Here is a 16,761-nt window from a genome sequence, read left to right on the forward strand (position 1 = left end):
GTGACCCGTCGACCCGCGGGCGACCAACCGACGAAGGGACCGAGCGTGGACAGGGATGACCGCCCCGGGGGCGAGGGACCCCTGCTCGAGCTGACCCGGATCTCGAAGCACTTCGGGGGCGTACGAGCCCTCGACGGCGTCGACCTGACCGTGTCGGCCGGGGAGGTCGTGGCGCTCATCGGCGACAACGGTGCCGGCAAGTCGACCCTCGTGAAGATCATGAGCGGTGTCGAGTCGCCGGACTCCGGTGAGATCCGGGTGCGGGGCAGGGCGGTGCGCCTCGACTCGCCCCGGGCCGCCGCCGAGGCCGGCATCCACACGGTCTTCCAGGACCTGTCCCTCTGTGACAACCTCGACGCCGTCCAGAACCTCTTCCTCGGTCACGAGCGGTGCGGCCCGTCGTGGACCGGTCGCCGCGTGCGTCGGCACGTCATGGAACGACAGGCCCAACAGATCCTCGAGTCGCTCTCGGTCAAGCTCCGGTCCCTGTCGGCGCCTGTCTCCGAGCTCTCCGGTGGGCAGCGGCAGGGCATCGCGATCTGCCGGGCCCTCATCAGCGACCCGGCGGTCGTCCTGCTCGACGAACCGACCGCGGCGCTCGGGGTGTCGCAGCGTGGTGAGGTGCTCGACCTCGTCGACCGGCTGCGGGAGCAGGGGCGGGGCGTCGTCGTCATCTCGCACGACATGAAGGACGTGCAGCGGGTGGCCGACCGCATCGTCGCCCTCCGGCTCGGCTCGAAGGTCGCGGAGTTCGCGCGGGACGGGTACGCCGCCTCCGACCTCGTCGGGGCGATGACCGGCGCGCACGAACGACACGACGACGTCCGCAGCGAGGAGTCCCGATGACCACGTCGACCAGGCCACCGGTGGCCCCGGCCGCGGAGCGACGCACTGTCGTGGGCCACGCGATCGAGCGCGCCGCGAGGATGCCTCGCAGCATCCCCGTCCTCGTGACGCTCGCCCTCATCTGGGCGGTGTTCTACAGCCAGAGCCCCTTCTACCTGAGCTTCGGCAACCTGACTAACCTGACTCTCCAGATCGTGACGACGGCGATCCTCTCCCTCGGGGTGGTCTTCGTCCTGCTCGTCGGCGAGATCGACCTGTCGTCGGCCGCGCTGTCGGGCGTCTGTGCCGCGGTGGCCGGCACCGTCGTGGTCACCCACGGCCTGCCACTCGCAGTGGGAATCGCCACGGCCGTCGTCCTCGGGATGGTCGTGACCTTCGTCGAGGCGCAGGTCATCATCTTCGGCGTCCCCTCCCTCATCGTGACCCTGGGCGGGATGGTCATCCTCCAGGGGCTGCTCCTCGTCGTGCTGCCGGAGGAGTTCACGATCAGCATCGCCGGGACGCCGCTGGCCTCCCTCGCCCTGACCGCCGTGCCGGCGGGGGCGAGCTTCGCCCTCGCCGCGGTCGGCGCCCTCGCGTTCGCCGGCTACCGGACCCTGCTCCACCGCGAGCGGACGAGCACCGGCTCCGGTGGGTCCGTGCTGCGGTCGGTCGCTGCGCCCTCGGTGGCCGCGGCGGTCGGGCTCTTCGCCGTCGTCTTCGTCCTCAGCCGGCAGCGCGGGCTGCCGCTGCCCGTCCTCATCCTCGCCGGGATGCTCCTCGTGGCCTGGTACTGGACGACCCAGACCCGCTATGGCACACACCTCTACGCGGTCGGCGGCGATCGGGAGGCCGCCCAGCGCGCCGGTATCCCGGTACGCCGGATGGTCATGTACTCCTTCCTCGTCCTCGGTGCCTGCGCCGCGGTCGCCGGCATGGTCGACTCTTCCCGCCAGCGGGGGGTGTCCGCGACGTCGGGCGGCGGGCCCCTCATGCTAAACGCGATCGCCGCGGCGGTCGGGGGCGGCACGAGCCTCTTCGGCGGTCGGGGGTCGGTGTGGTCGGCGCTGTTGGGCTCCCTGGTCATCGGCTCGATCAGCAACGGGGTGCAGCTGCTCGGGCTGTCCACGGAGGTGCAGTTCTTCGCCACCGGAGTCGTCCTGGTCCTCGCCGTCGCCGTCGACGTCGTGCTCAGCCGCGGCTCGCTCCTCCCGGGGCGCCGATGAGCGACCTGGACCCCGCCTGGCGCCCGGACCCCCGGACCGTCGGTGACACCCGCATAGTGCGCTTCGCGGCGTGGCTGTGCGACACCGGTCGCGCGACGCTCACCGACGTGACCGACTACCGCGAGCTCCAGGCCTGGTCGGCCACCCACCCGGGGGAGTTCTGGGAAGCGGTGGCCGAGTTCTTCGAGGTCGCGTGGTCCGTCCGGCCACGGGTCGCCCTCGCCGAACGCCGCATGCCGGGGGCGGTCTGGTTCCCGGAGGGTCGGCTCAACGTCGCCGAGCACCTGCTGCGAGGCGGCCGTGACGACGCCGACGCCGTCGTGCTGGTGACGGAGAGCGGCGAGCGCTCCACGATCACGTTCCGCGAGCTGCGCGAGCAGGCGGCCACGGTGGCCGGACGCCTGCGGGCCCTGGGCGTGCGTCCGGGCGACCGCGTGGCGGCGTACCTGCCGAACGCGATCGAGGGGGTCGTCGCGTTCGTGGCCACGGCCCTCGTCGGTGCGGTCTGGGCCCAGGCCGGGCTCGACTACGCCCCCGAGGCCGCCGCCGAGCGGCTCGGCCAGCTCGCCCCGTCGGTCCTCGTGGCCGGGACCGGATACCACTTCGGCGGCCGTGTGCACGACCGTCGGGCCGAGGTCGCCAGGCTGCGCGACCTGCTGCCCGACCCGGTGCACACGATCGTCGTCGAGACGGCCGGTGTTGCATCCGGCGTGCCGGGCGGCTCGAGCACCTGGGCGCAGGCTCTCGCCGCGCCGCCGGACGGGCGGCCGGAGCAGGTCCCGTTCGACCACCCATTGTGGGTGCTCTTCACCTCCGGGACCACGGGCCGGCCCAAGGGCATCGTCCACGGGCACGGGGGTGCGCTGCTCGAACAGCTCGTGTCACCCGGTCTGCACATGGACCTGCACGAGGACGACGTGTTCTTCTGGTTCACCACCCCCAACTGGATGATGTGGAACGCCCAGGTGTGCGGCCTCCTCCATGGGGCGACGATCGTCCTCTACGACGGCCGTCCGACGACCCCGGCCCCCGATGCCCTGTGGCGGGTCGTCGCGGACCTCGGAGTCACGGTGTTCGGCACGAGCCCGGGCTACCTCGAGGCCTCGCACCGGGCCGGGCTGGAACCGGGCCGCGACCTCGATCTCTCGTGCGTCCGGCTCATCGGGGTGACCGGTTCGGTCCTCCCTGCGTCCGCGAACGCCTGGGTCCGCGAGCACGTCGACGACCGGGTCCAGCTCGGGTCGATGAGCGGTGGCACCGACGTCGTCGGGATCTTCGTCGGGAGCGCACCGACGACCCCGGTGTACGACGGTGAGATCAGTGGCGTCGCCCTCGGGGTGGCGCTCGAGGTCTGGGGACCGGACGGCACGCCGGTCCCACCCGGTGAGCCGGGGGAGATGGTCGTCACCGAGCCGATGCCGTCGATGCCGGTGTGCCTCTGGGACGACCCGGACGGTGCCCTGCTGCGCGAGACCTACTACGCGACCTTCCCGGGTGCCTGGCGCCAAGGCGACCTCACGGTCCTCACGGAGCGGGGCACGGTCGTCATCCTCGGGCGCTCGGACGCCACGATCAACCGGTCCGGCGTCCGTCTGGGATCGGCCGAGATCTACGCGGCGATCAGTGACCTCGCCGAGGTCGAGGACGCGCTCGCCGTCGGCGTCGAGCGGCCGGACGGCGGCTACTGGTTCCCGCTCTTCGTCGTGCCTGCGGGGGAGCACGCCGCGGCCGACCTGGCCGCACGCATCCGTCAGCTGATCCGGGTGCGCACCTCCCCGCGCCACGTGCCCGACGACGTGATATTCGTACGACGGCTGCCCCACACCAGGACGGGGAAGCGACTCGAGGTCCCGGTCAAGCGCATCCTGCAGGGGGAGCAGCCCGACCGGGTGCTTGCCCTGGGGGCCGTCGACGACCCGGGGGCCCTCGACGACCTCGTCGACCACGCGCTGAGCACGGGAAGGAGCCACGGACCATGAGTCGACGCCCTACCGCCGACGCGACCGTCGCCCGCTCCGACGACACCCGGGCGCCCGGAGCCCCGAGGGTCGGCGACGACGCCGGGGACTGGCGCCACTACGGCCCCACGGACTACCCGCGCATCCTCGAGGCCGCCCTCGACGCGTTCTCCGAGCACGGCTACCACGGGACGACCACGCGTGAGCTCGCGCAGCGCTGCGGCCTCTCCGTCCCCGGGGTCTACCACCACTACCCCTCGAAGCAGGACATCCTCTTCGAGCTGATGACGGTCATCATCGACGAGCTGCTCAGGCGCAGCCACGAGGCGCTGGACGCCGCTCCCCCCGACCCGCGGGCGCAGTTCGACGCCCTCGTGGAGTCGCTGCTCCGCTTCCACATGTACCGCCGCCGCTCGGCGATGGTCTCGACCGGTGAGCTGCGCAGCCTCGAGCCCGGGTACCGCGAGCGCTACGTCGCGAAGCGGGACGAGCAGCAGCGGATGCTCGACGGCGTGGTCCGCGACGGGGTGGCCTCGGGACAGTTCGCGACGCCGTACCCCGCGGACGCCAGCCGGTCGATCGCGTCGCTCTGCGTCGGGGTGGCCACGTGGTACCGCCCGGACGGCGACCTGTCGGTCGAGGCACTGCTCGAGCGCTACCTGACGATCGCGCGCTCGATCGTCGGCGTGGCCGCCGGAGGCGCCGAACCGGGGTCGCGATGACGGACGCACCGGCTGCGCCGTCCCGGCCCCCGACCACCTCGTCGCGTTCGGCTGTCGTCACCGGCGCCTCCCGCGGCATCGGCCACGGCGTCGCGCTGGCCCTGGCGGCTCGGGGCTGGTCCCTGACCCTCGTCGCCCGTGACGGTGACCGGCTGGCCGCCACCGTCGACGAGGCGAGGGGGGCCGGAGCCGTCGCCGTGCGTGCCGTCGCGGTCGACCTCGCCGAGCCCGAGACGTCGTCCACCGTCCTCGAGACGCACGCGACGGCCTTCGGCGCAGTGGACGCCATGGTGCTCGCGGCCGGTGTCGGGTCGGCGGCGCCCCTGGCCGGCTACCCGCCACGGCGCTTCGACAAGCAGTTCGCGCTCAACACCCGTGCTCCCTTCCTCCTCGTGAGCCAGGGGATGGCACTGCTCCGCGCGGCGGCCGAGGCCCGCCCGGCACACGGCGCCAAGGTCGTGGCGCTGGCCTCCATGGGCGGGGTGTACGCCGAGCCCGGCCTGTCGGTCTACGGCGCCAGCAAGGCGGCGCTCGTCGCGCTGTGCCGCGGCCTCAACGCCGAGGAGTCGGGGTCGGGGATCACGGCCACCGCCCTCGCGCCGGGGTACGTCGACACCGACATGAGCGCGTGGGTGCACGACACGGTGCCTCCGGAGTCGATGATCCCCGTCGCCGACGTCGTCACCACGATCCTCGCGCTGCTCGACCTTTCGCCTCGGTCCGTGGTCAGCGAGATCGTGCTCAGCCGGGCCGGGACCACGGGGTACACCGCATGACGCCCTCCGGCGGACCCGCGGCGCACGGGGGGCCCGGGTGAGCGGCGACCGGCCGCTCCTCGACCTCGTCGCCCTGCACGCCCTCCTCGTCGAGGGAGGCGTGACGGTCGCAGGCCCCTTGGAGGCCGGGCTCCTCAGCGGCGGCAAGTCCAACCTCACGTACGTCGTCAGCGACGGCGTGAGCCGGTGGGTCGCGCGTCGGCCCCCGGCGTCGGGGCTCACGCCGTCAGCGCACGACGTCGCCCGCGAGTGGCGGGTCACCCGGGCGTTGCGTCACAGCCGGGTGCCGGTCGCCCCGACGGTCGTGCTGTGCGAAGACCCGTCGGTCTTCGGTGCCCCCGTCGCGGTCGTCGAGTACGTCGAGGGACAGGTCGTCCGGACCCGGCCGCAGCTGCGCGGCCACTCGAGCGACGAGCTGAGAGCCTGCACCGACGCGCTCGTCGGGGTGCTGGCCGACCTGCACGCCGTCGACGTCGACGAGGTCGAGCTCGACGGTTTCGGCCGCCCTGAAGGCTTTCTCGAGCGCCAGGTCGGGCTGTGGTGGCGCCAGTGGACCAAGGTGCGGCAGAACGACCTTCCCGACGCCACGCAGCTCCACCGCGTGCTGCGCTCCGCCCTCCCCACGACCCCCGGAGCGGTCGGCATCGTCCACGGCGACTACCGCATCGACAACACGCTGCTGGCGGTCGACGACATCACGACGGTGCTGGCCGTCGTGGACTGGGAGCTCGCGACGATCGGCGACGTGCTGACCGATGTCGCGCTCATGGCCGTGTACCGGCAGCCCGAGCTCGACGCGATCCTCGGGGTCGAGGCCGCCTGGGCGAGCGACCGGTTGCCCTCCGGCGACGACCTCGCGCACAGCTACGCCCTGATGCGGGGCGTCGATCTGCCCCACTGGCCGTTCTACCTGGCCCTGGCGAACTTCAAGCTCGCGGTCATCGCCCAGGGCATCAGCTACCGCGCCCGGCAGGGTGCCGCAGCGGACGCGAGCGCCGCGGGAGCCGAGGAGGCCGTCCCGGAGCTGCTCGCCGCGGGCCTGCGCGCCCTGCGGACCGACTGACCCCTCACCATCTCCGAACGTGTGTGAAGAACGTCGGCATACCGACGCTCTTCACACATGTTCGGGAAGAGCCCGGTCGCGACGTCAGGGTGCGAGGAGGTCGCGCAGGTCGTCGGCGGTCAGGGCCCGGCTCAGCGCGGCTCCCTCGTCGACGACCCGGGTGAAGAGGTCACGCTTGCGCTCCTGGAGGGCGACGACCTTCTCCTCGACGGTGTTCCGCGAGACGAGCCGGTAGACGTTGACCGGCTTGGTCTGCCCGATGCGGTGTGCACGGTCGATGGCCTGCGCCTCGGCGGCGGGGTTCCACCACGGGTCGAGGACGAAGACGTAGTCGGCCTCGGTGAGGGTGAGGCCGAAGCCGCCGGCCTTGAGCGAGATGAGGAAGACCGGGGCGTCCCCGTCGCGGAAGGCGGCGATCCGGTCGGCGCGGTCGCGGGTGCGGCCGTCGAGGTACTCGTAGGCGATGCCCTCCGCCTCCAGCCGGCGCCGGACGATGCCGAGGAAGCCGGTGAACTGCGAGAACACGAGCGCCCGATGGCCCTCGCCGGCCAGCTCGGTGACGTACTCGACGAGGGTGTCGACCTTGGCCGACTCGGCCAGCCCGGCGTACTGCTCGTCGACGAGCGAGGGGTCGAGCGACATCTGCCGCAGCGCGGTGAGCGCCCGCAGCACGGCCATCCGGTTGCCGTCGAGGTCGTCGATGAGGCCGAGCAGGCGCTGGCGCTCGCGCTGGAGGTGCCGGTCGTAGACGGCGCGGTGGCGCGGGTGGAGGTCGACGGTGAGCAGCTGCTCCTGCTTCGGGGGCAGCTCGCGGGCCACCGACTCCTTGGTGCGGCGCAGCATGAGCGGGCGCACGCGGCGGCGCAGCGTGGCGAGCCGCTCGGCGTCGCCGTCGCGCTCGATGGGGTTGGCCCACTGCTCCTTGAACGCGCCGGGCCGCGGGTGCAGCCCGGGCGCGACGATCGAGAGCAGCGACCAGAGGTCCATCAGCGAGTTCTCGAGCGGCGTGCCGGTGATGGCGAACTTCGCTCGCGCGGAGAGCCGTCGGACCGCCTGGTAGGTCTTGGCCTGGTGGTTCTTGACGAACTGCGCCTCGTCGAGGACGACCGCCGACCACTCGCGCGAGCGCCACGCGACCTCGTCGATGCGGGCGACCGTGTACGACGTGATGACGATGTCCGCGCCGTCGATGACCGCGCCGAGCCCCCGGCCGTCCTTGCCGCGGGTGCGGTCGACGACGGCGGTGCGCAGCGACGGCGCGAACCGGGCCGCCTCGCCCGCCCACGTCGAGAGCACCGAGGTGGGCGCGACGACGAGGACGGGGTGCTCGAGCTCGCCGCGCTCCTGGGCCCGCAGCACCATCGCGAGGGTCTGCACCGTCTTGCCGAGGCCCATGTCGTCGGCGAGGACACCGCCGAGCCCGCAGTCCCAGAGCATCGAGAGCCAGCGGAAGCCGTCGACCTGGTACGGGCGCAGCGTGGCGTCGAGGCCGCGGGGGACCTCCGCCGGCTCGAGGCCGGTGCCGTCGACGAGCCGGCCGACGGTGCGCTGCCAGCGCTCGCTCTGCTCCTCGACGACGCCGAGCGCCGCGAGCTCCTCCCAGAGACCGATGTGCACGGCCGAGATGCGCAGCGGGTCGGACGGCTTGTCCTGGAGCGAACGCGCCTCGTCGACGAGGCGGCGCAGCGTCTCGAGCTCGGGGCGCTCGAGCGAGAACCACGTGCCGGAGTCGAGGATGAGGTGCTCGTGGCCGCGGGCGATCGCCTCGATGAGCGGCGCGAGCGGCACGTCCTCGCCGGCGACGGTGACCGAGATGTCGAGGTCGAACCAGTCGGTGGCCGACCCGCCTCCTCCGCCGGAACCCGAGCCGTCCCGACCGTCGCTCGTCGAGACCTGGATGAGCGGGGCCTCGTCGACCTCGGTGTACTCGGCGACCTCGCCGTGCACCTCCAGGTCGAGGAACGGCAGCTCCTCGAGGACCGGGAGCAGCCGGCTGAACCCGACCGTGGTGAAGCCGTGGAAGCGCAGCTCGGGCACGAGCCGCGGGTGGTGCGCGACGACCTGCCACAGCGGGTGGAACGCCTCGATGTCCTCGACCCCGCGCAGCTCCTCGACGAGCCGCCGCTCGGCGCCGTGGTCGCGCATCGGGTCGGGCTCGTCCGAGCCCATCGGCACCCGCACGCCGCTGGGACCGCCGTAGTGGTACCCCCACTGCAGGTGCGTGCGGTGGCCGGGCTCGACGGTGACGGTGAGCGCGAGCCGCGGCGGCACCGAGTCGGGGAGGTCGAGGTCGGGGTCGAGGCTGCGGACCCGGGCCTTGCGGCGCAACCCGGGCAGGTGGGTGACGGTGAACCGCGCCCAGTCGGCTTCCGGGACCTCGACGACACCGAGGTCGAGCAGGCGCTGGCGGCTGCCGTCCAGCGGTTCCGCGAGCGCCCCGAGGACGAGGGTGGCGTCGTCGCGCAGCCAGAACCCGGTGGCCGGGGACCCGACGAGGTGGGTGTCGGTGCCCGGCTCGACCGGGAGGTCGAGGCGCGGGTGGAGGCTGGCGCCGTCGTCGGTGCGCTCGATGTCGACGACGAGCTCGGCGGGGTCGGTGGCGAAGGCGACCTCGCCGGAGCCGGTGAGGTCGGTCAGCAGCCGGACGCCTGCGCGGTCGGCGGAGCGCAGCAGCGTCACCCATCCGGGACCGAGGTGGTCGAGGAGGATGGCGTCGGGCATCCGGCCGTAGCCGAACGCGCGGACCGAGCGGCGGTGGGCGTCGGCGATGGCGGTGAGGGCGTCGACGTGGTCGTCGGAGTAGGTGACCCGGCCGTAGCCGTAGTAGCCGCCGGCGAAGCTCTCCCAGGAGACGCCGGTGCGGATCCAGGCGTCGCGGACCCCGGGGACGACCGGCCGCAGCCGCAGCTGGGCGCGGCCGGTGTCGTCGGTGACGCGGGCGCGCCCCGAGCCGGCGCGCGCCTCCTCGATGAGCAGCCCGACCGGCGTGACGTCGCGCGGGCCGTCCTCGGTGAGGACGCCGCCGAGGGCGCGCTCCCAGGCGGGGCGCGGCGGCTCCTCCTGCCGCGCCGGGGTGGGGTCGAGCTCGCGGACCCGGGCGGCGACGGCGACGGCGTGCTTGCAGTCGCCGGCCACCGGGCACGAGCACTCGCTGTGCCAGCGCCGGACGCTGCGGGTGCCGACCGCCTCGTGCGGGCGCAGCGCGACCTCGGTCGTGTACGTCTCGCCCCGGCTGCCGCCGACCCATCCGGTGGCGTGCGCGCCGTCCGCGGAGACCTCGACGTCGACGACCCGGCCCTCGCGCGCGTACGCGAGCCCGCGGGCGACGGTGACGGTGCCGCAGACGTCGCCGAGCTCGCGGTTGGTCAGCTCGGACAGCCGGCCGGCGGTGACGACGCGCGCCACGGGCACCCTCCTCCCACGCGGACGGGCCGCCCCTGCGACGGCGGACCCTGAACACCCCACCGTACGTCGGCGGACCGACATCCGCCGAGCCCGTCCACAGGGTCAGGCGGGCAGGTCGAGGGCGAACGTCGTGCCGCGGCCGGGCTCGGAGGCGACCGAGACGGCCCCGCCGTGGGCGCGGGCGACGGCGTCGACGACGGCGAGCCCGAGGCCAGAGCCCCCGCTGCCCGAGGAGCGCGAGCGGTCGACCCGGTAGAACCGTTCGAAGAGATGGCCGAGGTGCTCCGGCGGGATGCCCGGGCCGGCGTCGGACACCTCGACCCGCACCCAGCCGGGGCGGGTGAGGACGCGCAGCGCGACCGGGGTGCCCTCCGGCGTGTGCCGCACGGCGTTGCTCGTCAGCCCGACGAGCGCCTGGGTGACGCGGTCGCGGTCGGCGACGACCGTCAGGGTCGACGGGGCGTCGAGGGTCACCTCGCGGTCGGGGGCGACCACCCGCAGGTCGGAGGCGACGTCGCGCAGGACGTCGGCCAGGTCGACCGGCTCGCGGCGCAGCGCGTCGGGGGACTCGAGCCCGGTGAGGTCGAGGAGGCCGTCGACGAGGCGTCGCATCCGGGCGGCCTCGTCGCCGATCCGGCGCATCGCGTCGTCGACCTCGGCACGGCCGCGGTCGTCGAGCGGGCCCGGCTCGCGGGTCGCGTGGAGGGCCGCGTAGCCGCCGACCGTCGTCAGCGGGGTGCGCAGCTCGTGCGAGGCGTCGGCGACGAACCGCCGCATCCGCTCGTTCGTCGCGCTCGTCGCGTCGATCATCGTGTTGAGCGCCTCGCCGAGCCGGGCGGCCTCGGTGCCCGGCGGGCCAGGGGGCACGCGGCGGCTCGTGTCCCCGGCGGTGATGGCGTCGGCGGCGTCGGTCATCTGCGCGATGGGCCGCAGGCCGAGCCGGTCGACCCACCAGAGCAGCAGACCCACGAACGCGGCGACGACGAGCCCGGTGAGGCCGAGGGTCAGGCCGAGGCGCCGGGTGGTCAGGTCGGCGGAGGTGGTCGGGACGGCGATGACGGCCTGCGCGCGCCCGTTGGCCAGCGGCACCGTGACCACCCGGACCCGTTGTGCCACACCGGATGCCGTGGGCCGGCCGGCGGGGGAGAGGACCTGCTCGCCGGGGTCGAGGGCCGGCACGAGCTGCGGGTCGGCCTGCGGCGCGAGGACGGTGACGAGCCGGCCGTCGCCGGACATCCGGCCGACGTAGACGTCGCTCAGGGCGGCCGTCGCGACGGCTCCGTCGGCGCGCTGCGAGGCGAGGAGGACGGCCCGGGGGTTCTCGGCGAGCGCGGCGATCTCGGCGTCGAGGCGGCCCACGAGGAAGGCCCGCTGGACGAGGACGACGGTGACGCCCGCGACGACGGACAGGACGCCGAGGACGACGACGGCGACGACCAGCCGGCGGCGCAGCGTCATCACGGCTCCCGGACGGTGTAGCCGACGCCGCGGACGGTGTGGATGAGCTTGGGCGTCGCGGCGTCGACCTTCTTGCGCAGGGTCGAGACGAACGACTCGATGATGGCCGTCTCGCCGGCGAAGTCGTACTGCCACACGTGGTCGAGGATCTGCGCGCGGGTGACGACCCGGCCGGTGTTGACGAGGAGGAGGCGCAGCAGGCTGAACTCGGTCGCCGTGAGGTGCACCTCGGTGTCGCCGCGCCAGACCCGGTGCTGGTCCTCGTCGAGGACGAGGTCGTGCACCCGGTGCCGGGCGCTCGGGGCGGCGGCGACGCCACCGCGACGGAGGGCGACGTGGACCCGGGCGACGAGCTCCTCGAGGGCGAACGGCTTGGTGATGTAGTCGTCGCCGCCGCTCGTCAGGCCGCGGACCCGGTCGGCGGTCTCGGTGCGGGCGGTGAGGAAGAGGACCGGGGCGGTCGTGCCGGTGGCACGGAGCCGGCGCAGCACCTCGAAGCCGTCGAGGTCGGGGAGCATCACGTCGAGGACGACGACGTCCGGGTGGGTGCGGGACGCGGCCTCGAGGGCGTCGCCGCCGGTGGCCGCGGTGCTGACCTCCATCCCGGCGAGGCGCAACGCGGACGAGACGAGGTAGGCGATGTTCTCCTCGTCGTCGACGACGAGGACGCGCGGGGCGGGGGAGCTCGCGGAGTCGGCCACGGGCACACCGTCCCATGCGGGCCGCGGACCTGTCTGGAGGAAACCTCGAGACTTCCTGAAGGTCCTGCCGCCGCACCACCTCCCCGCTCGAGGTGCGTGCTACGGCGCAGTAAGTGCTGTGATGACGACGAGTACTGCGGGGTAGCTCGCACCGAGGCAGGCACGGGGCGGATCTCCAGCAAGTCCCGAGGTTGACGCGCAGTGGTCGCGAGGGTCGGCGCGCAGTCTCGTCGTCGTCACCGATCCGACCGACCCGCAAGGAGCATCCGATGCCCGCCCTCCGCACCTCCCTCGTCGCCCTGGCCGTCGGCGGCGCCGCCGTGACCACCGGCGTCGTCGCGACGAACGCCACCGCGGCACCCGCCCCCGTCGCCGCGGTGAGCGCCGTCGCCGACGACACGAGCTCCAGCACGGCCACCGCTCCCGTGCGGCACGGCGTGCGCCAGTGGTGGAAGGGCCTGAGCGACACCCAGCGCCAGTGCCTCCAGGACGCCAAGATCACCCGCCCCGTCGGCCCGCTCGACGACGCCCAGCGCAAGGCCCTGCGCGACCAGGTGACCAAGGCCGCCGAGGCGTGCAAGGTCGAGCTGCCCTTCCCGAAGGCGCGCGCGTTCTGGAACGGCCTGACCGACACCCAGAAGCAGTGCCTCGACGACGCGAACGTCACCCGGCCGTGGGGCCCGATGACCAGGGAGCAGCGCAAGGCGGTGCGGGCGGACCTCAAGGCCGCTGCCGAGAAGTGCGGCGTCCAGCTGCCGCAGAAGCCGGCCAACAGCTCGAGCCCGACGCCGGCGCCGTCGACCACGGCTTCCTGAGACCCGCGCGGGCGGGCACCGGTGCAGGGACCGGTGCCCACCGCGGGGGAGCCGCCGGCTCCATCGCACGCTACGCCGCAGTAACCGTCGTGATCGCGACGATTACTGCGGCGTAGCCCGCGCTGTGGACGGCGGGGTGGCCAGGGTCAGGCGATGACGTGCGCGTCGGCGACGTCGAGCGCGCGGTCGAGGACGTCCAGCCCCTCGGCGAGCTCCTCGGCGGTCGTCGTGCACGGCGGCACGACGTGCAGCCGGTTGAAGTGCGTCATCGGCCACAGACCCTCGGCCTTGCACGCGGCCATCAGCTCGGCCATCGGCTTGGCCGCCTCGCCGGACGCGTTGTACGGCACCAGCGCCTCGTTGGTCGTCGTGTCCTTGACGAGGTCGAGCGCCCAGAACACCCCGAGCCCCCGCACCTCGCCGACCGAGGGGTGCTTGTCGCGGATGGCCTCGAGCCGCGGACCGATGACGGTGTCGGCCATCTTCCGGACGTGCTCGAGGATGCCCTCCTCCTCGAAGATCCGCATCGACGCCACGGCCGAGGCGCACGCGAGCGGGTGCCCGGAGTACGTGAGGCCGCCGGGGTAGGGCCGGTCGTCGAAGGTCGCCGCGACCTTCGAGGACATCACGACGCCACCGAGCGGCACGTACCCGCTGTTGACGCCCTTGGCGAAGCAGATGAGGTCGGGCGCGAGGCTCCAGTGGTCGACGGCGAACCACTCGCCGCACCGCCCGAAGCCGGCCATCACCTCGTCGGCGATCCACAGGATGCCGTGCTCGTCGCAGATCTCGCGGACGCCGGCGAGGTAGCCGTCCGGCGGCACGAGGATGCCGTTGGTGCCGACGACGGTCTCGAGCATGATCGCCGCGATGGTCTGGGGGCCCTCGACCATGATCGTGTCGCGCAGGTGCTGCAGCGCGCGCTCGCACTCCTGCTCCGGCGAGGTCGAGTGGAACGCCGAGCGGAACGGGTACGGGCCCCAGAAGTGCACGAATCCCGGTGCGCCGGGCTCTGATCCCCACCGACGGGGCTCGCCGGTCGCGAGGATGGAGCCGCTCGTCGCGCCGTGGTAGCTGCGGTAGGTCGTGAGGATCTTGTGCCGGCCGGTGTGGATGCGCGCCATTCGCATCGCGTTCTCGGTGGCCTCGGCGCCGCCGTTCGTGAAGAACACCTTCTCGAGGCCCTCGGGCGCGCGCTCGGCGATCATCCGGGCCGCCTCGGAGCGCGACTCGTCGGCGAAGCTCGGTGCGATGGTGCACTGCCGGGCCGCGGCCTCCTGGATGGCGGCGACGAGCTTCGGGTGCTGGTAGCCGATGTTGACGTTGACCAGCTGGCTCGAGAAGTCGAGGTAGCGGTTGCCCTCGAAGTCCCAGAAGTGCGAGCCCGAGGCGCCGGCGATCGGCAGCGGGGCGATCTGGGCCTGCGCCGACCACGAGTGGAAGACGTGGGCGCGGTCGTCGGCGGCCACCCGCGCACCCTTGTCGGGGTCGGGCTGGACCGTGGGGGAGGCGAACTCGGTCATCGGGGGCCTTTCGGGGTCAGGCGGTGCGGGGGCAGTAGTTCAGGCGGTCAGGCGGTCAGGCGGTCAGGCGGCGGGGCGGTACGGGCGGGTCGTGCGGGCGGACCAGTCGGCGACGAGCAGCGGGTCGAGGTCGAAGCCCTGCTCCTCGGCCCAGGCGAGGTACTCCTCGACGACCGGTGTCCCCCAGTCCGAGGGCCGACGGCCGAGCAGCCAGAGGGACGAGCGGTCCGGGGTGCCGACGAGCGCGGCCGAGTAGTCGGGGGCGAGGCGCATCACCCAGTAGTTGCCCTCGACCGGCGTGGGGACGAGCCGGGCGACCCCGCCGAAGCGCACCCGGAGCCGGGCGTTGCTCTCCTCGGCCCCGGCGGCCGGCGTGGCCGAGCCGTCGATGCTCCGCTCGGGATCCGTTCCGCGGCAGGCGGTGTTGCGCACGCTGACCGTCCCGTTATCGCGCAGGCCGTACTCGGCGATGGCGACGCTCGCGTCCGGCTGGAAGAGCACCGGCAGCCGGGCGAGCTCATACCAGCGCCCCGCGTACCGCGCGACGTCGACGTGCTCGACCGTGGGCAGCGGGGGATGGTCGGTGCGCCCGACGACACCGCGGACGAGGTCGGCACCGCGCCGCACGACCTCGACCACCGTGCGCAGCGGGTTGCCGGGCAGCAGGTCGGTCATCCCCTCACGGTAGGCGAGGGTCCGCGGCCGGGGCGCACCCGTGACCGGCGCGCTCATCCCTGCCCGGGCAGCGTGAAGATCGTGCGGTGCCACGGCTTGTGCGCCACCCCGGTGATGTCGTGCATCACGTGCTTGACGTTCGTGTACTCGTCGAAGGAGTACGCCGACATGTCCTTGCCGAAGCCGGAGGACTTGTAGCCGCCGTGCGGCATCTCGCTGATGATCGGGATGTGGTCGTTGACCCAGACGCAGCCGGCCTCGATCTCGCGGGAGGCCCGGCCGGCGCGGTAGGTGTCGCGGGTCCAGGCGCTGGCGGCGAGCCCGAACTCGGTGTCGTTGGCGAGCCGGATGGCCTTGTCGTCGTCGTCGAACGGCACGACGACGAGCACCGGGCCGAAGACCTCGTCGCGCCAGATCTCGGAGTCGAGCGGCACGTCGGTGACGACGGCCGGCTCGAGGTAGCACCCGCGGGCCAGCTCGCCGGTGGGCGGGGCGCCGCCGCAGACGACCTTCGCGTACGCGCGGGCGCGGTCGACCATCCCGGCGACCTTGGCGAGGTGGGCGCGCGACGAGAGCGGGCCCAGGTCGGTCGCGGGGTCCGCCGTCGGGCCCATCCGGACCTCGGCGTAGAGGTCGGCGACCCCCCGGACGAACTCGTCGTACACGGACCGGTGGACGATGGCTCGGGCCGCCGCCGTGCAGTCCTGGCCGGCGTTGATGAGGTTCGCGGCGACGGCGCCGTGGACGGCCGCCTCGAGGTCGGCGTCGTCGAAGACGACCAACGGTGCCTTGCCGCCGAGCTCGAGGTGGACGCGCTTGCCGGTGGCCGCGGCGGTGGCCATCACGCGGCGGCCGACGGCGGTCGAGCCGGTGAACGAGGTCATCGCGACGTCGCGGTGGGCGACGAGGTGCTCGCCGGCGACCGGGCCGGTGCCGGTGACGACGTTGACGACGCCGGGCGGGGCGCCGGCCTCGGTGAACGCCTCGGCGAACGGCAGCGCGGTGAGCGGGGTGATCTCGGCCGGCTTGAGGACGATCGTGTTGCCCGCGGCGATGGCCGGCAGCACCTTCCAGGCCGCCATCTGCAGCGGGTAGTTCCACGGCGCGATCGAGCCGACGACGCCGATCGGCTCGCGGCGGATGGACGAGGTGTGGTCGCCGGAGTACTCGCCGCTGGCCATCCCGTCGAGCCGGCGGGCGGCGGCGCCGAAGAACGCGGTGTTGTCGACCGTGCCGGGCACGTCGAACTCGCGGGCCAGGCGGATCGGCTTGCCGGCCTGGCGGGACTCGAGCTGCGCGAGCTCCTCGGCGCGCTCGTCGAGGAGCGCGGCGGCCCTGGTGAGGACGGCGGCGCGCTCGACCGGCGTGGCCCGCGACCACTCGGCGTACGCGGCCTTCGCGGAGGCGACCGCGGTGTCGACGTCGTCCGGGCCCGCGAGGGTGACGGACTCGAGCACCTCGTCGGTGCTGGGGTCGAGGACGTCGAAGCTCTCGCCGGTGCTTCCGGCCCGGCGCTCACCGCCGATGTACTGGTGCATGCCGGCGAGCATACGGCGGCACCCCCACTGCCGGAAAGGGCAGCAGGGGTGCCGTGAGACGACGGAATCCGTCGCG

At 73.6% G+C, this 16,761-nt stretch carries 13 protein-coding genes; 7 read left to right on the forward strand and 6 right to left on the reverse strand.

What is annotated here, in order from left to right; genetic code table 11:
- Nucleotides 1-45: 45 nt before the first annotated feature.
- The 6 genes from PKA89_RS12250 to PKA89_RS12275 are packed head-to-tail and all read left to right on the forward strand — an operon-like array spanning nt 46 to nt 6,570.
- On the forward strand, nt 46-846 hold the full coding sequence (locus PKA89_RS12250; protein WP_324419810.1) for an ATP-binding cassette domain-containing protein: 801 nt from the start codon (nt 46-48) through the stop codon (nt 844-846).
- Nucleotides 843-2,051, forward strand: coding sequence for a hypothetical protein (locus tag PKA89_RS12255; RefSeq protein WP_324419812.1), 1,209 nt, complete (start codon nt 843-845; stop codon nt 2,049-2,051). Before PKA89_RS12250 ends, PKA89_RS12255 begins: the two co-directional genes overlap by 4 nt.
- Nucleotides 2,048-4,030, forward strand: coding sequence for an acetoacetate--CoA ligase (locus PKA89_RS12260; RefSeq protein ID WP_324419814.1), 1,983 nt, complete (start codon nt 2,048-2,050; stop codon nt 4,028-4,030). The genes PKA89_RS12255 and PKA89_RS12260 overlap by 4 nt, the downstream gene beginning before the upstream one ends.
- Nucleotides 4,027-4,731, forward strand: a complete 705-nt coding sequence (locus PKA89_RS12265) for a TetR/AcrR family transcriptional regulator (protein ID WP_324419816.1) — start codon at nt 4,027-4,029, stop codon at nt 4,729-4,731. Before PKA89_RS12260 ends, PKA89_RS12265 begins: the two co-directional genes overlap by 4 nt.
- A complete protein-coding gene (locus tag PKA89_RS12270; RefSeq protein WP_324419818.1) occupies nt 4,728-5,507 on the forward strand; it encodes an SDR family oxidoreductase in 780 nt (259 codons plus the stop codon). The genes PKA89_RS12265 and PKA89_RS12270 overlap by 4 nt, the downstream gene beginning before the upstream one ends.
- Before the next feature lie 37 nt (nt 5,508-5,544).
- Complete coding sequence (locus PKA89_RS12275) at nt 5,545-6,570, forward strand: phosphotransferase family protein (protein WP_324419820.1); 1,026 nt, start codon at nt 5,545-5,547, stop codon at nt 6,568-6,570.
- An 84-nt stretch (nt 6,571-6,654) separates the two neighbouring features.
- Here PKA89_RS12275 and PKA89_RS12280 read toward each other — a convergent pair whose 3' ends face one another.
- From PKA89_RS12280 to PKA89_RS12290, 3 genes are all read right to left on the reverse strand, one after another.
- The gene (locus PKA89_RS12280; RefSeq protein WP_324419822.1) at nt 6,655-9,975 is read right to left on the reverse strand and encodes a DEAD/DEAH box helicase; all 3,321 of its coding nucleotides are present in this window, start codon (nt 9,973-9,975) and stop codon (nt 6,655-6,657) included.
- Nucleotides 9,976-10,077: 102 nt separating this feature from the next.
- A complete protein-coding gene (locus tag PKA89_RS12285) occupies nt 10,078-11,433 on the reverse strand; it encodes a HAMP domain-containing sensor histidine kinase (RefSeq protein ID WP_324419824.1) in 1,356 nt (451 codons plus the stop codon).
- Entirely contained in the window at nt 11,433-12,134 is a 702-nt protein-coding gene (locus PKA89_RS12290) for a response regulator transcription factor (protein WP_324419826.1), read from the reverse strand. Before PKA89_RS12290 ends, PKA89_RS12285 begins: the two co-directional genes overlap by 1 nt.
- A gap of 269 nt (nt 12,135-12,403) precedes the next feature.
- Here PKA89_RS12290 and PKA89_RS12295 point away from each other — a divergent pair, with 269 nt between their 5' ends.
- Nucleotides 12,404-12,949 (forward strand): hypothetical protein, encoded by a 546-nt coding sequence (locus tag PKA89_RS12295; RefSeq protein WP_324419828.1) that lies wholly within the window; start codon nt 12,404-12,406, stop codon nt 12,947-12,949.
- 146 nt (nt 12,950-13,095) lie between these two features.
- Here the strand turns inward: PKA89_RS12295 and PKA89_RS12300 are convergent, their stop codons facing one another.
- The 3 genes from PKA89_RS12300 to PKA89_RS12310 form a co-directional block, all read right to left on the reverse strand.
- Nucleotides 13,096-14,472 carry an aspartate aminotransferase family protein gene (locus tag PKA89_RS12300; RefSeq protein WP_324419830.1) on the reverse strand — a complete coding sequence of 459 codons (1,377 nt, stop codon included), beginning with the start codon at nt 14,470-14,472 and terminating at the stop codon, nt 13,096-13,098.
- Between the two features lie 63 nt (nt 14,473-14,535).
- A complete protein-coding gene (locus PKA89_RS12305) occupies nt 14,536-15,147 on the reverse strand; it encodes a lipocalin family protein (RefSeq protein ID WP_324419833.1) in 612 nt (203 codons plus the stop codon).
- 53 nt (nt 15,148-15,200) lie between these two features.
- On the reverse strand, nt 15,201-16,685 hold the full coding sequence (locus tag PKA89_RS12310; RefSeq protein ID WP_324419835.1) for a gamma-aminobutyraldehyde dehydrogenase: 1,485 nt from the start codon (nt 16,683-16,685) through the stop codon (nt 15,201-15,203).
- Nucleotides 16,686-16,761: the final 76 nt, after the last annotated feature.

This window comes from Phycicoccus sp. (genome assembly GCF_035325325.1).
In the GTDB taxonomy this organism is placed as follows: Bacteria; Actinomycetota; Actinomycetes; order Actinomycetales; family Dermatophilaceae; genus Phycicoccus.

What these genes read in the sequence shown, in the direction of transcription:
- PKA89_RS12270 (WP_324419818.1), top strand. Translation starts at nt 4,728, where the DNA reads ATGACGGACGCACCGGCTGCGCCGTCCCGGCCCCCGACCACCTCGTCG.
- PKA89_RS12295 (WP_324419828.1), top strand. Translation starts at nt 12,404, where the DNA reads ATGCCCGCCCTCCGCACCTCCCTCGTCGCCCTGGCCGTCGGCGGCGCC.
- PKA89_RS12285 (WP_324419824.1), bottom strand. Translation starts at nt 11,433, where the DNA reads ATGACGCTGCGCCGCCGGCTGGTCGTCGCCGTCGTCGTCCTCGGCGTC.
- PKA89_RS12310 (WP_324419835.1), bottom strand. Translation starts at nt 16,685, where the DNA reads ATGCACCAGTACATCGGCGGTGAGCGCCGGGCCGGAAGCACCGGCGAG.
- PKA89_RS12255 (WP_324419812.1), top strand. Translation starts at nt 843, where the DNA reads ATGACCACGTCGACCAGGCCACCGGTGGCCCCGGCCGCGGAGCGACGC.
- PKA89_RS12265 (WP_324419816.1), top strand. Translation starts at nt 4,027, where the DNA reads ATGAGTCGACGCCCTACCGCCGACGCGACCGTCGCCCGCTCCGACGAC.
- PKA89_RS12305 (WP_324419833.1), bottom strand. Translation starts at nt 15,147, where the DNA reads ATGACCGACCTGCTGCCCGGCAACCCGCTGCGCACGGTGGTCGAGGTC.
- PKA89_RS12260 (WP_324419814.1), top strand. Translation starts at nt 2,048, where the DNA reads ATGAGCGACCTGGACCCCGCCTGGCGCCCGGACCCCCGGACCGTCGGT.
- PKA89_RS12300 (WP_324419830.1), bottom strand. Translation starts at nt 14,472, where the DNA reads ATGACCGAGTTCGCCTCCCCCACGGTCCAGCCCGACCCCGACAAGGGT.